At 68.3% G+C, this 12502-nt stretch carries 16 protein-coding genes and 3 pseudogenes; 5 read left to right on the forward strand and 14 right to left on the reverse strand.

Annotated elements, in window-relative coordinates:
• Positions 1–55 precede the first annotated feature (55 nt).
• The 3 genes from K0H76_RS06350 to K0H76_RS06360 all read left to right on the forward strand — a co-directional run bounded on the left by K0H76_RS06350 (position 56) and on the right by K0H76_RS06360 (position 1040).
• A complete protein-coding gene (locus K0H76_RS06350) occupies positions 56–346 on the forward strand; it encodes a hypothetical protein (protein ID WP_258934844.1) in 291 nt (96 codons plus the stop codon).
• Positions 347–374: 28 nt separating this feature from the next.
• On the forward strand, positions 375–512 hold the full coding sequence (locus K0H76_RS06355) for a hypothetical protein (protein ID WP_258934845.1): 138 nt from the start codon (positions 375–377) through the stop codon (positions 510–512).
• A gap of 258 nt (positions 513–770) precedes the next feature.
• Complete coding sequence (locus tag K0H76_RS06360) at positions 771–1040, forward strand: hypothetical protein (protein WP_258934846.1); 270 nt, start codon at positions 771–773, stop codon at positions 1038–1040.
• Here the strand turns inward: K0H76_RS06360 and K0H76_RS06365 are convergent.
• The 14 genes and pseudogenes from K0H76_RS06365 to K0H76_RS06430 all read right to left on the reverse strand — a co-directional run bounded on the left by K0H76_RS06365 (position 1012) and on the right by K0H76_RS06430 (position 10957).
• Positions 1012–1533 (reverse strand): hypothetical protein, encoded by a 522-nt coding sequence (locus K0H76_RS06365; RefSeq protein WP_258934847.1) that lies wholly within the window; start codon positions 1531–1533, stop codon positions 1012–1014. The genes K0H76_RS06360 and K0H76_RS06365 overlap by 29 nt on opposite strands.
• Positions 1458–1793 carry a hypothetical protein gene (locus tag K0H76_RS06370; protein ID WP_258934848.1) on the reverse strand — a complete coding sequence of 112 codons (336 nt, stop codon included), beginning with the start codon at positions 1791–1793 and terminating at the stop codon, positions 1458–1460. Before K0H76_RS06370 ends, K0H76_RS06365 begins: the two co-directional genes overlap by 76 nt.
• 189 nt (positions 1794–1982) lie before the next feature.
• Positions 1983–2198, reverse strand: coding sequence for a hypothetical protein (locus K0H76_RS06375; RefSeq protein ID WP_258934849.1), 216 nt, complete (start codon positions 2196–2198; stop codon positions 1983–1985).
• Between the two features lie 133 nt (positions 2199–2331).
• Positions 2332–2484 (reverse strand): hypothetical protein, encoded by a 153-nt coding sequence (locus tag K0H76_RS06380; RefSeq protein ID WP_258934850.1) that lies wholly within the window; start codon positions 2482–2484, stop codon positions 2332–2334.
• 211 nt (positions 2485–2695) lie between these two features.
• Entirely contained in the window at positions 2696–3379 is a 684-nt protein-coding gene (locus K0H76_RS06385; RefSeq protein WP_258934851.1) for a hypothetical protein, read from the reverse strand.
• Positions 3342–3710, reverse strand: coding sequence for a hypothetical protein (locus K0H76_RS06390; protein WP_258934852.1), 369 nt, complete (start codon positions 3708–3710; stop codon positions 3342–3344). The genes K0H76_RS06385 and K0H76_RS06390 overlap by 38 nt, the downstream gene beginning before the upstream one ends.
• Positions 3711–3869: 159 nt before the next feature.
• Positions 3870–4274: a hypothetical protein gene (locus K0H76_RS06395; RefSeq protein ID WP_258934853.1), complete on the reverse strand. Its 405-nt coding sequence runs from the start codon at positions 4272–4274 to the stop codon at positions 3870–3872.
• Between the two features lie 421 nt (positions 4275–4695).
• Positions 4696–5025: a hypothetical protein gene (locus tag K0H76_RS06400; protein ID WP_258934854.1), complete on the reverse strand. Its 330-nt coding sequence runs from the start codon at positions 5023–5025 to the stop codon at positions 4696–4698.
• Positions 4977–6272, reverse strand: coding sequence for a hypothetical protein (locus K0H76_RS06405; protein ID WP_258934855.1), 1296 nt, complete (start codon positions 6270–6272; stop codon positions 4977–4979). The genes K0H76_RS06400 and K0H76_RS06405 overlap by 49 nt, the downstream gene beginning before the upstream one ends.
• Complete coding sequence (locus K0H76_RS06410) at positions 6272–6763, reverse strand: hypothetical protein (protein WP_258934856.1); 492 nt, start codon at positions 6761–6763, stop codon at positions 6272–6274. Before K0H76_RS06410 ends, K0H76_RS06405 begins: the two co-directional genes overlap by 1 nt.
• Before the next feature lie 96 nt (positions 6764–6859).
• Positions 6860–7478 (reverse strand): annotated as a pseudogene (gene pdxT / locus K0H76_RS06415) (pyridoxal 5'-phosphate synthase glutaminase subunit PdxT).
• Positions 7472–8307 (reverse strand): annotated as a pseudogene (gene pdxS, locus K0H76_RS06420) (pyridoxal 5'-phosphate synthase lyase subunit PdxS). The pseudogenes pdxT and pdxS overlap by 7 nt, the downstream one beginning before the upstream one ends.
• Before the next feature lie 172 nt (positions 8308–8479).
• Positions 8480–9289 carry a PspA/IM30 family protein gene (locus tag K0H76_RS06425; RefSeq protein ID WP_258934857.1) on the reverse strand — a complete coding sequence of 270 codons (810 nt, stop codon included), beginning with the start codon at positions 9287–9289 and terminating at the stop codon, positions 8480–8482.
• 81 nt (positions 9290–9370) lie between these two features.
• The gene (locus tag K0H76_RS06430; RefSeq protein WP_258934858.1) at positions 9371–10957 is read right to left on the reverse strand and encodes a hypothetical protein; all 1587 of its coding nucleotides are present in this window, start codon (positions 10955–10957) and stop codon (positions 9371–9373) included.
• Positions 10958–11068: 111 nt separating this feature from the next.
• On the opposite strand from K0H76_RS06430, the gene K0H76_RS06435 reads away from it, so the two are divergent.
• On the forward strand, positions 11069–11737 hold the full coding sequence (locus K0H76_RS06435) for a hypothetical protein (RefSeq protein ID WP_258934859.1): 669 nt from the start codon (positions 11069–11071) through the stop codon (positions 11735–11737).
• Between the two features lie 14 nt (positions 11738–11751).
• Positions 11752–12330, forward strand: a pseudogene (locus tag K0H76_RS06440) (trypsin-like peptidase domain-containing protein); the annotation flags it as partial.
• Between the last annotated feature and the right edge of the window lie 172 nt (positions 12331–12502).

Genomic DNA, 12502 nt, shown 5'->3' on the forward strand with positions numbered 1-12502 from the left:
CAGCTGACTATTGTGCCGTGGACGCATAGGGTCCCGAGGCCGGATGGTAGTCCGTATGGAAATCTTCTTCGCCGTCGGAGCAGCAGCGATGTTCGGTGCCTACCACTACATGAGCGGCACGGTCGCGCGCACCGCCGGGCCTCTCGCGGTGGCCTACTGGACCCAGTACGGGGTGGTCGCGGTGGCCGCGATGCTGCTGCTCACCCAGCCGTTTCCGCCGAGCTGGAGCTTCTCCGCGATCACGTGGGGACGGTGGCCGCCCTGGGCGGGATCGCAGGGTCCCTGTGCCTCTACGCCGCTCTCTCCCGCGCCACGTTCACCCTTGCCGTCGGGGCGTCCACGGTGACGGCCACGGTGACCCTGGACTGGTGGCGATGCTGCTCCTGGGCGAGGGCGCCGAGCCCATCCGGTTCGCGCTGATCGGCCTGGCCATGCTCACCGTGTGGCTGCTGGTCTCCCAGCGCAGGGATGACCGTGCGGTGACCGTGGTGACCTCCCTCTGCCGGTGGTGACCTCGTCGATGACGATCGTCGGTCCGGACACTGTTCTGCCTCAGGCTCCGCGCACGCGCTCTGGACGCGGGTCCGCGCCCTTGGCTCTGTGCGCAGGGCTGGGCTATGCCGTGGAGCTGGTGGGGGTGGCCCAGATTCCGGGGAATCGTTCACCCAGGGGCTGCTGGCATGGGCGGCCGCCTCGTTCCTGGTGATGCTCGGCCTGGTCACGGTGCGGCGCGGTGTGCGGGTGCTCCCAGGGGTCGGGGAGGGGCGCTGGTGGTGCTCGCCGGCGGGTTCAGCGCGGCGGGCATGCTGCTGTTCCACCTCAGCTCCTCGGCGGTGGGGCTGGCGACGACCTCAGCGACGGTCGCCGTCTACCCGGCGGTGCCGATCCTGCTGGCGGTGGTGCTGCTGGGGAGCGGCCGACCCGTCGTGGGTGGGCCGGGCTGGTGGGCGCCGCGGCCGTGGTGGCTGCCGGTGCGCTCAGCACTGCCCTGTAGACGGGCGGGGCTGCGCCTCAGTTCTCCGGGAGGAGGTCGAGGGTGATCGGTGTGGCCGATTCGATCGTGCTGCTCTGCCCCTCGTACTCCACCTCGAGCGAGGCGACCAGGTCGACGGTGGCGGCGCTGATGGGGACCTCGAAGGCCGCGCCGTAGTCCCCGTACGGCCACTGGTCGATGCCGGAGGCCTCAGAGGTGTACTCGTGCTGGGTGCTGCTGCCGTCCTGGTCCACGGCTGTGAGTGTCCATGTGCCGCCGTCGAAGTCCAGGACCCCGTCCGGTCCCTGGATCTCGATGCGCATGTCGAGGATCAGCCAGATGCTGCCGGGCTCCGCGGGGCCGGTGCTGTCGAGCCCGTAGAGCATCCAGGCATCCTGGTTCTCCCAGTTGTAGCCGTCCTGGTACGCCTCCGGGTCCCATTCGAGCTCGTCGTGCTCGTAGGTGAGCATCGCTCTGTTGATGATCAGCTGCGCGTTGTGCTCGGAGCCCTCGTCGCCGCTGTAGAGCGTCTGGTCGGGGAAGACGAACGTCTCACCCACCTCGAGGGTGTGGGGATCTCCGGCAGGTGGAAGAGTGCGGCTGCCTCAGGATCCGTGGCCTCGCCCTCGGCGAGGCTGATCTCCTGCTCCACGCCGTGCGCCGAGAGGACGAGCGCGTCGCCCTCCGCGACGGAGGCGATGAAGCTGCCGCTGATCTCCTCACCGGCGAGCGCTCCGGACTGCTCCTCGCCGCCTATGCGCACGCTGAGCTCGCCGTCCTCCGACCACGGGTCGTCCGCGGGCTCGTAGCTCCACTCCACGTACCGCAGCTGCTCTCCTCGGCGGCGACGGCGGTCTGGCCGTCGGTCTGCACGCTGTCCACCTCCGCGAAGTCGTCGATGGTGACGGTGCCCACCGGTGCTGGGAGGGGAGGGGAGCGTGAGGTCCCTGCCGCGCTCGAAGTCCTCCTGCGCGGGGCCTGGATGAACAGCCCTGGTTCGGCCGTCGTCTCAGGACTCGCCTCCCTTCGTCCTGCTCCTCCTGCTCCGGCTCCTGCGCGGCAGGCGGCTGGTCAGCAGCGGGTCGCCTCCGGGCCTGGACAGCAGCAGCCACGCAGCGGTCCCCAGCATGGCGACGGTGAAGATGCCGAGAACGATCAGAACCGCCCACATGCCTCTGCTGCGTCCGCTTACGGAGGCTTCGCCCTGAGGGGATGCGCTCGCCACTGCGCGGACGCGGCTGCGGGGCGGTCTCGGTCTGAGCCGACCGTCTGCGGGTGCGCGGGGTCCTCGAGCGGGTTCCAGGTGCCGTCGGGTGTGCGGAACCCGGGGTGCCACCCGCCGTCAGCGTCGTGGAAGCTTACTTGCCAGAGCCTTCGGCGTCGTAGAATCCGGGCTGCCACTGACCGTCCGGGTCGTAGAATCCGCCGTGCCATAGGCCCTGGGCGTCGTGGAATCCGGGCTGCCACTGACCCCTGCCGTCAGCAGCACCGAGCGGCTGGTTGTCGCTCATGCGAGCCCCTCTGATCAGTGTGAGAGACAGCCTATGGCCAACTGCGGCGCGTGCCTACTGCTGGGGCGAATTCACCAGTCGTACAGGTCGACGTTCTCCTGGCGAGCGTGAAGCCGTTGCCGGTGTCCACGGACCAGCATTCGACGCCGGTCTCGGCAGAGGTGCAGGCGAAGTCGTCGTTGGTGATCGCCTGTCCGTAGTTCAGGCTCGCTTACTGTCCACCCACTGACGAGTCACAGTCCGGCTCGGAGCTTCCGCTGCTGCTGACGGTGAAGGTGGATCCGTCGTCACAGACGCATGGGGGCGCTGAAGTTGTGCTCGTCGATGGTGCAGGTGACGTCATCGCTGCCGAGCTGGCAGTGGATGCTGCCGCTGGGGAGGTGAAGGAGCTGCCGCTGGCCGCGTTCGCCGGTGCGGGGCGCTCCTCGTCCACCTCCTCGGCGGTGAACTGCCACTCGGTCGTGGCGCCTTCTGAGAACTCGTAGCCGTCCATGGCCTCAGCGTTGACGGTGACGGTCTCGCCGGGCTCCACACCCACCTCATCGCTGACCGGCTGGCCCTCGACGAGGTACTGGATCCCTTCGACGTCGGGGATCGTGATGATTCCGTCCTCTTCGTCGAAGCTGACCTCCTGCGGGGTGACGGTCTGGGAGGCGTCGGAGTCCTCCTGCCCGTCCTCAGGCGAGAGCTCCTGCTCCTCGTCCTGCTGCTCGGGCTGCTCCTGCGCCTGATCGTCCACGGGCTCGTCCTCGTCGTCGCCTGAGAAGAACAGCACCCAGAGGGCCACCAGGGCCCCGATGACCAGCAGGACGAGAAGGGCGATGATCGCGCAGATGCCCGCAGGACTGCGGCGCTCTTCACGCGGGGCTGCTGCTGCACGGGCTCGTAGCCGCATGGGCGGGTGCTGGCCAGGGGCGCTCCCACCGGAGCGGCGGGGTAGTAGCCCTGCTGCTGATGCTCCTGCGCGTGCTGCTGGGCCGGGTAGGCGGCGGTCTGGTCCTCCCAGGGCGGGGTGCCGTGGGGTGCCACTGCCCGTGGTGGACGGCGCCGAACTCTTCGGTCTGCTGCGGGTTGGAGGAGCCGGTGGGCAGGGCCTGGGTGGGCTGGTCCTCGCCGGGGCCCGAGCGGCTCGCCAGCGCTGCGTCGACGTCGGGGTCGCCGAGGCCGCCGAGCCAGTCGAGCAGCCCCGGGTATGCGTTGGGGTGCTCGGCGATCTGGGGCCTCACCTCGGGGTGGAGGCGGCCAGCTCGTACAGCTCCTGTGCGCTGGTGCTCGGATCCTGCGCCTGGGCGCGGGGGTCCTTTGGTCCGTCCGTCATGTCCTGCATGCTCCTCGTGTCTGAACAGGTCTGTGCGGAAACCTACCGCTTTTCGCCGCTTCCTGCCCTACCGGCCCATGGCCCGGATGCTCGCCTCGGAGTGCTCGATCAGCTCGACAACCATGTCGACGATCAACTCTTCATCCTGGGGGTCGCTGCTCTGGGCCCAGTACTGCACGCTGGAGGATCCCATAACCTGGTAGAGGTTGACCGAGACGCCGGAATGCTCCGGATACTCGAAGACGGTGATGTGTCCCTGAACTCCGCCCTCGTCGAAGATCCGAGTCTCGGCAGCTCCGCCGTCGATCTCCGCCAGCACGGGAAGGCACACCGCGGACTGCTGCTCCCAGACGTCGCCGAATCCCTGGAATGCCTCATACGATTGGTAGCGTGCGGTGACGCGCAGGTCCTCGGGTCCGGCGAAGGAGCGCTCTGCCTCCGTGCCGAGGCCCTCCGGTCCCTGCTCCGCCATCGAGTCGGCACGGTCGTGCCAGAAGTCGTCGCGCGCGTGGACTGCCTCCAGGCACGCGTCCGCATCCTGGGGCGGGGATCGCCTGCTCTGATCTGCTCCTGCAGGTTCTCCGAGTACGAGAGCTCCTCGCTGAGCTCCTGCCGGGCCCACTCCGCGTCGAAGAAGAAGGTGTCGGCACCGGCCTGGTCGGGGCGTCTGCGCGCAGCGTGCCCGGCAGCGCATGCTCGGCGGGAATGATCTGCTCCAGCTCCGAGGGTGTGAGCGCACGCTGCGGATACGGGCCGTCTCGAAGCATGATCGCGGCCACCAGCAGTGCGGCTGAAGCGAGGAGTGCGACGCTCATCGCGCCGATGCCCGCGATCAGCCACGTGCGCCTCGAGGCTCCGGGGTTCAGGGGCCCCTCGGTGCGGGGGCGCGAGGCTCAGGCTGGGCCTTCGGCGGACGCTGCAGCTCGGGCTGCGGCTGTGGCGGGGTGCCCCGGGGCGCGAGCGTCCGTGGGTGTGTGCCCCGGCCTGTTCAGGCTGCGCCGCCGTCCCACTTCTGCGACGGCGGCAATCGTCACGCTGATGGCGCCGGGGATGAGGATGCGGGTAATGAGCTCCGTGTAGGAGCTGGTGTAGTCGGAACCGTCGGGCCCGTAGCTGAACTCGCCGATCTCGATGCCGCGCACAGAGCCGTTGTAGATCATCCAGATGCCCGGTATCAGGGCGATGCCGAAGATGATGCGCCAATGCCGTTCCAGCAATCCCATGCAGAGCCCTCATCTCGTTCCTCAGGCGGCCCGGGGCCGCGCCTGGGACTGAGAGTACTGCGCCGGACGGGCCGGAGCGGGGCATGACGCCCGAAAGGGACGAACGTGACGCTGATCGGCGGCTTCAAGGCCTCAGATGAATGGAATGACGACGGCCACGGTGAGCCCGACCATGCCGATGGCGGCATAGCGGTACCGCTTGTACCAGGGCTTCTGGGCCTGCTCCGCGGTTTCGCGGTCCCAGACCTCGCGGCTGAAGATGACCTCCCGGATGTCCTCCGGGTCGGGGCCTCCTGGGAGAGGGTGATGACTGCGAACATGACCGCCGAGATGAGGAACATGATGCCCGTGGCGTAGAGGAAGTGCACGCCGTGGAGGTCCAGGAGCTCCCCGGTGATGAAGCCCACCATGCCCAGGGGCGCGATGATCGTCAGGGTCCAGAAGGCGGCGCGCATGGTGGCCCGCTTGAAGAAGATGCCGCCCAGCAGCACGACGACGAACGGCATGGTGACGTAGCCGAGGAAGCTCTGGAAGTACTCGACGATGGTGTCGAAGGTGAGGATCACCGGAGCCCAGAGGACGGCGATGACCATGAAGACGCCGACCAGCACGCGGGAGATGAGCAGCAGCTGCTTCTCGGTGTACTGCTTCTTGCGGGTCTTGATGAAGTCGTTGACGACCAGCGAGGACGCACCGTTGAGCACCGAGTCGAGGGTGGACATCAGTGCCGCGATCAGGGCGGCGACCACCAGTCCGCGAAGCCCCTGAGGCAGGTACTCGAAGACCAGCGACGGCCATGCCATGTCGGGGTCGTCGAGGTCGGGGAAGACGTCCCGGGCGAGGATGCCGGGGAAGATCAGCAGGATGAGCAGCGGCAGCTGCATCAGGCTTACGAAGAGCACGCCCCAGCGGCCGTGGTCGATGTTCTTCGCGGCGAGCACGCGCTGGACCACCATGTGGTTGGAGACCCACACATAGAAGCCCAGCCAGATCGCACCGGTGAAGATGCCGGGCCAGGGCAGGAAGTCGTCGTCGGCGGACCGGGCGATCGAGAAGTCCTCGTCGCCGGCGATCTCCGGGAAGGCCATCCAGTCCCAGTCGAAGTCCTGGAACAGGAAGACGAAGATGACGCCCGCCGCCACGAACAGCAGGATTCCCTGGATCGTGTCGGTGATCATCACCGCACGGAGTCCGCCGAGGATCACGTAGATCCCGCCCAGGATGGCGATGGTGATGATGTGCACCATCAGGGGCACGTCGGGGAAGAGCAGGCTGAGCACCAGGGCGCCGGATGAACATGCCGCCTGCGGAGTCGATCAGCATGCCGGTCACCACCGTGAAGCCTGAGAAGGCGTGCCGGGACCGGCGGTCGTATCTCTTCTCCAGATACTCCGGGACCGTGGTGATCTTGGACTGCAGATAGATCGGCAGGATGAACATGGCGAAGACCACGAGGATGAGGGTGGCCATCCATTCGTAGTTCCAGACGGCGATGCCGGTGTCGTAGCTTAGCGCCCGCGAGTCCGAGGAACTGCGTGCCCGAGAAGTTGGTGACGATCAGCGAGAAGCCGACGAGCGGCCAGACCATGCCGCGACCGGCGAGGAAGAAGTCGTCCGAGTCTTTGGTCTTTCGGCCGGACCACCAGCCGATGAGGATGGTCCCGATGATGAAGAACGCGATGACGCCCAGGTCGAGCGCACTGAGGTCAAAGTCCGGCATACCGCCAGAGAGTGTCACGGGTCACTTGCCGAACGCTGACGTTTTCCCCAACACTCACTGAGTGCAAGGTGGGTGTCGCTCCCGCGCCCTGACACGTGCCCTGCGGGCGCTGGTCTATTCGCCGGAGAGGGTGACGAAGAGATCGTGGAGGCGGTGGTCGGCGGTCAGCTCCGGGTGGAAGCTGGCGGCCAGGCGGTTGCCCTGGCGGACCACCACCGGGTGGGAGCCCCGGCGCCCAGTTCGGCCTGCGCGAGGATCTCCACGTCCTTGCCGGAGACGTCCTCGATGATGGGCGCCCTGATGAACACCGCCGGCAGGCGGCGCTGGGAGTCGGGGATCTGCTGGGTCTCCAGCTCGGTCTCGAAGGAGTCGAGCTGGCTGCCGTAGGCGTTGCGGCGCACCACCACGTCCAGGCCGCGGACGCGGTCGAACCCTTCGAGCGCTTCGGCGTCGAGGACCTGGTCGGCCATAAGGATCAGGCCCGCGCAGGTGCCGAAGAGGGCCATGCCCTCGTCGTGGCGCTGCCGGATGGTGGCATCAGCCCGACCGGCGCGGCCAGGCGTGCGATGGCGGTGGACTCCCCGCCGGGGATGATCAGACCGTCGAGCCCCTGGAGCTCGGCGGCGCGACGGACCTTCACCGTGTGGGCTCCGGCGGCCTTCAGGGCGCGCTCGTGCTCAGCGACCGCGCCCTGAAGGGCCAGGACCCCGATGGTGGGGGTTCGGCTCACCAGCCGCGCTCAGCCAGACGGTGGTGCTGGGGAGGTTTCCTGCGGAGATGCCGACCATGGCTTCGCCGAGGCCCTTGGAGACGTCGGCGATGACGGCAGGGTCGTCGTAGTAGGTGGTGGCCTTCACGATGGCCTGGGCCCGAGCGGCAGGGTTGCCGGACTTGAAGATGCCGGACCCGACGAACACGCCTTCGGCGCCCATCTGCATCATCATGGCGGCGTCGGCCGGGGTGGCCACGCCCCTGCCACGAAGAGGACCACGGGCAGCTTGCCCTCGGCGGCCACCTGCTTGACCAGCGGGTAGGGAGCGGCGAGGTCCTTGGCGGCGGCGAACAGCTCCACCTCGTCCAGGGCGGAGAGGCGGGCGATCTCGCCCTTGATGGTGCGCAGGTGCCGCACGGCCTCGATGACGTCGCCGGTGCCTGCCTCGCCCTTGGAGCGAATCATGGATGCGCCCTCGGCGATGCGGCGCAGGGCTTCGCCGAGGTTGGTGGCTCCGCAGACGAACGGGACGCTGAACCTGGTCTTGTCGATGTGGTGGGCCTCGTCGGCGGGGAGAGGACCTCCGACTCGTCGATGTAGTCCACCTTGAGGTGCTCGAGCACCTGGGCCTCGACGAAGTGGCCGATGCGGGCCTTGGCCATGACGGGGATGGAGACGGCGTCAACGATGGAGCTGATCAGCTCGGGGTCGCTCATGCGGGCCAGGCCGCCCTCTGAGCGGATGTCGGCGGGAACGCGTTCCAGGGCCATGACGGCGACTGCGCCCGCCTCCTCAGCGATCCGGGCCTGCTCGGGGTGACCACGTCCATGATCACACCGCCCTTGAGCATCTGGGCCAGTCCCTTGTTGACGGTGCCGGTGCTTGTCGATGCGCCGGTGTCAGAGCCGTTGACGGTCACGTAGATCTCCTAGAAGAGGTGAATGGAGGGCGAACTGAAGAAGTCCACCCTCCATTACACCAAAGACGACGGGTTTATGCCCGTCCTCAGCTCCGATTCCGGGTCAGGCTCTGTCCTTCTCGGTCTCCAGCGAGGCGAACTCCGACTCGTCGACGGCTGATTGGTCCCCGCCTGCCTCCAGCGAGCGGGGCTCTGACTCGCTTACTCCGGAGCGCAGGGCTGCGAGGCGCGCCTCGACCTCTGCCTGCTCGCCGAGGTCCTCCAGCTGCTCGAACTGTGCGTCGAGCGAGGAGGCGGCCAGTTCGTTCTGACCGCGGACCATGGCCTCTTCGCGGCGGATCTTCTCCTCGAAGCGGCCGACCTCTGAGGTGGGGTCCATCACGTCGATGGACTTCACGGCGTCGTGGACCTGGGACTGGGCGTGGGCAGCCTTGGAGCGGGCCACAAGCTCGTCCCGCTTGCTGATGAGCTGCTGGCGCTTGGTCTTCATCTGCTCCAGGCCGGTGCGCAGCTGCTCGACGGTGTCCCGCTGCGACTGGATCGTCGGCTCCACGGCCTTCGCCGAGTTCTCGGAGTCGATCTGGCGCTGGATGGCGACCTTGGCCAGGTTGTCGAACTTCGAAGCCGACTGCTCCTCGCCGTCGCCGCGGAAGTCGTCTGCCTTGCGGGAGGCTGCGAGGGCCTTCTGCCCCCATTCGCGAGCCGTGTCGAGGTCCTCCTTGTAGTCGTCCTCCATCATCCGCAGGTTGCCGATGGTCTGGGCGACGGCTTCCTCAGCCTCACGGATGTTGTTGGTGAAGTCCCGGACCATCTGGTCCAGCATCTTCTCGGGGTCCTCGGCCCGGTCGAGCATGGTGTTGACGTTGGCTCGGATGAGCTGGGACATCCGACCGAAAATGGACTGCTTGCTCACGGTGATCACCTTCTCCTTATCAGGCTGCATCGCGGTGGCACGATCACGCCCTCGATCCTAGTCGCAGGGGCTGGCACGGCGTCAGCCCCAGGGATGAGTTTGTCGCCCACGGCGAACGTCGGGCTGCTCAGAGGATTCCGCGGCGGCGCTACCGCCGCCGGTCATGCGGCTGACGGTCCTGGCGGTGCGCATGGTGCTGCCCATCGGGGAGCGTCGGCCGTAGCCCATGCCCATTCCGGCGCCCATGCCGAAGCCGCCTCCGAAGCCTCCGCCGGTGCCGTAGCGGCCGCCGGGCCCTCCGGAGGGGTGCTGGTACGCGCCGCCCATGCCGCCCGAGAAGTTCGACTCGGCCTGCTCCCGCTGAGCGATCTGCGCAGCCTGGACGGCCATCTGCTTGGCCTGCTGGGCCGAGTCCACGGCACGGGCGGGCTCTGAGGAGGCGCGGCTCTCCGCCTCGGCGAGACAGCGCTCCGCCTCGGCCATCCGGGTGCGGCTGGTCGCGGAGATGCCGTACCGGCGGGAACGGAGGTAGTCAGCCGAAGACTGCACCTGATTGCGGGCGGCGAGGAGCTCGTGGTCCAGCACCTCCCGTGCCCGGCGGTCCTTGGCCTGCTTGTCCCGCACCGCGTTGAGCGGCTCATCGAGCTCCCGGTGAGCGATCTCGAGACCCTCCAGAAGCTCCAGCGGGTCGATGCGCTCCTCGGAGGCCAGTGAGCTCTTGGCTCGACGCACCGCAGTCTGCGCGGCGGCGATCGGGCTTACCAGATCATGGGCCTGCCCGGCGTCCTGAATGGCCTGCGCCTGAGCGATGTCGGACTCCGTCTGGGCGATGCCCGTCTCCAGGTTCTTCCGCGCGGTGCGCAGCCGCTCGCCGGAGTGCTCCAGGGAGTCGACCAGCTCGCCGGCTGTCCGCGACAGCCTGCTCCCGGAGTGCAGGGCCAGCACAGCCTCGGACGTATCGCCCTGCTCGGCTGCCGCAGCCGCATCAGACCTGGCCTCCTCCGCGGCCTTCAGCGCCTGCGCGGACTGTGTGAGGTTGTCGCGGTACTGCTTCAGCGCATCGTCGCTGTACCTGCTGCTCAGGTCCTCGAGCGCCTGCTCGCGCTCCTGCCGGCGCGGGGTGAGCTCGGCGATCTTCGATGCGAGGTTCTCGATGGCTGGGCCCGGGTCGCGCTCCAGGCTGCGGAGCTCGTTGAACTCGTCCTGGTGCGAGTCCAGCGTCTCGCTGATCTGCTCGCAGCTGCGGATGATGGTCTTCAGCTTCTCGCGGACGGTCTCCTCGTCGAGCTCCTCACGTCCGGCCCGCGCCGCATCTGCCTGATGCTGCAGGTGGAAGGACTCGCTCAGCTGCTCCTTGGCCTCATCGATGTCCCTGCGGAAGGGAAGGACCTTCTCATCGCCGTATGAGGCGGAGGCGAAGAGCAGCTCCTGCTCAGACTCCTGCACGGCGTTGTCGGCGCTGACCAGCAGGGACCCCGCCTGCTTGCGCAGCTCGTCGGTGTCATGCTCGTCGAGGGGGTCGCGCTTGGCCTCGGAGAGCTGCTGGTTTCGCTGCCCCGAGGAGATCCGCCGGGAGCCGCTCCCCATGCCGGAGACCCACACCGCTCCGAGGCCGATCAGGGCCAGCACAGCTGCACCGATGAGCAGCGGACCCACCAGCGTGCCCACAGGCGGGACGGCGACCGGGAAATATGCAGAAGCTTCTGGCACCATGTCCGTGAGTCTATAGAACGAAGCAGGACACATCAGTGTCCATCCACAGGATCGAGGCAGACCCTCATGACCCAGGACCCCCACGGCCAGCCCGGCAGCGACCGCCCCGAGGACGAGGCCGCCGAGTCGAATCCCACTGGCCCTGCGCCCAGCGAGCCGCCCCCGCCCGGGGCGTCCGAGCTTACGCAGCCCACCCCGGGCTGGGGCGCTCCCAGCGGCGGCTACGCCCACGCCGCCCAGCATGAGCACGAGCAGCGCTTCGACCCCTCAGAGCCCACGCCTGCGGAGGGCGGAGCGGGGCACCAGCACACCGCGCAGATGCCTCCGCAGCCTGCTGGACCCGGCACGCAGGGGCCTGCCTACGGATCCGATGAGCCCTATGCGGGCGCACCGGCCGGACAGCCGCATCATCCTCAGTCGGCCGTCCGGAAGGAGAAGCGCAGCGTGGGGCTCTTCGCCCTGCTGGCCTGCACCCTGATCGCCGCTCTGATCGGCGGCGCGCTGGTGGCAGGCATCGCCGCGCTCGCCGACCGTTCGCCCCAGGCGGACGGAGAGGGATCCGTGGAGGAGCAGGCCGGCGATTCGGCCATTGAGGTGAACAGCCCTGATGACGCCACGATCGTCACGGCGGCTGCCTCCGAGGCGTCTCCGTCGGTGGTGACGCTGGCGGTCGCCGACGAGGCGCCGCCGGTTCCGGCTCCGGCATCGTTCTCGACGACCAGGGACATGTTCTGACGAACACGCACGTGGTGACGCTGGGCGGAGCCAGCGCCGACCCGCTCATCCAGGTGCAGCTCTTCGACGGCTCGTCGGTGGATGCTGAGATCGTCGGCACCGACCCGGTGTCGGATCTCGCGGTCGTGCAGCTGCAGGGTGCCGAAGAGCTGGATCTCACGCCTGCCGAGCTGGGCAGCTCAAGCGAGCTGAATGTGGGCGATCGGGCCATCGCCATCGGAGCGCCTCTGGGGCTTTCGGGCACGGTGACCGACGGCATCGTCTCCACGCTGGACCGCACCATCACGGTGGCCTCCTCGGAGGTCGAGGACCCGGGCGCAGACGCCCCTGAGGGCGAGGGCGACGGTGAGGGCTTCGAGTTCTTCTTCCCGGACAGCGAGGGCGACGAGGAGGAGGGCCAGCCTGCGCCCAGCCCGGGCGGCTCCATCTTCCTCAACGTCATCCAGACCGACGCGGCCATCAACCAGGGCAACTCCGGCGGTGCGCTGGTGGACTCGGAAGGGCGGGTCATCGGCGTCAACGTGGCGATCGCGTCCTCCGGCGGCATGCTGGGAGAGGCCGGAGGCAGCATCGGGGTGGGCTTCGCCATCCCGGTCGACTACGCCCAGCGGGTCGCTGAGGACCTCATCGAGCAGGGCAGCGCCTCCCATGGGCAGATCGGCCTGATGGGCACAGACGCCTCGCACGACCCGCAGATCAACGAAGAGATCCTCAATGCGGGCAGCGCTGCTCCCATCGGCGGCGATGCCTTCACCGCTTACGCCC

The organism is Nesterenkonia pannonica (genome assembly GCF_019575955.1).
In the GTDB taxonomy this organism is placed as follows: domain Bacteria; phylum Actinomycetota; class Actinomycetes; order Actinomycetales; family Micrococcaceae; genus Nesterenkonia; species Nesterenkonia pannonica.

What these genes read in the sequence shown, in the direction of transcription:
- K0H76_RS06350 (WP_258934844.1), top strand. Translation starts at nt 56, where the DNA reads ATGGAAATCTTCTTCGCCGTCGGAGCAGCAGCGATGTTCGGTGCCTAC.
- K0H76_RS06355 (WP_258934845.1), top strand. Translation starts at nt 375, where the DNA reads ATGCTGCTCCTGGGCGAGGGCGCCGAGCCCATCCGGTTCGCGCTGATC.
- K0H76_RS06380 (WP_258934850.1), bottom strand. Translation starts at nt 2,484, where the DNA reads ATGAGCGACAACCAGCCGCTCGGTGCTGCTGACGGCAGGGGTCAGTGG.
- K0H76_RS06385 (WP_258934851.1), bottom strand. Translation starts at nt 3,379, where the DNA reads ATGCGGCTACGAGCCCGTGCAGCAGCAGCCCCGCGTGAAGAGCGCCGC.
- K0H76_RS06395 (WP_258934853.1), bottom strand. Translation starts at nt 4,274, where the DNA reads ATGGCGGAGCAGGGACCGGAGGGCCTCGGCACGGAGGCAGAGCGCTCC.
- K0H76_RS06400 (WP_258934854.1), bottom strand. Translation starts at nt 5,025, where the DNA reads ATGGGATTGCTGGAACGGCATTGGCGCATCATCTTCGGCATCGCCCTG.
- K0H76_RS06405 (WP_258934855.1), bottom strand. Translation starts at nt 6,272, where the DNA reads ATGGTGCACATCATCACCATCGCCATCCTGGGCGGGATCTACGTGATC.
- K0H76_RS06435 (WP_258934859.1), top strand. Translation starts at nt 11,069, where the DNA reads ATGACCCAGGACCCCCACGGCCAGCCCGGCAGCGACCGCCCCGAGGAC.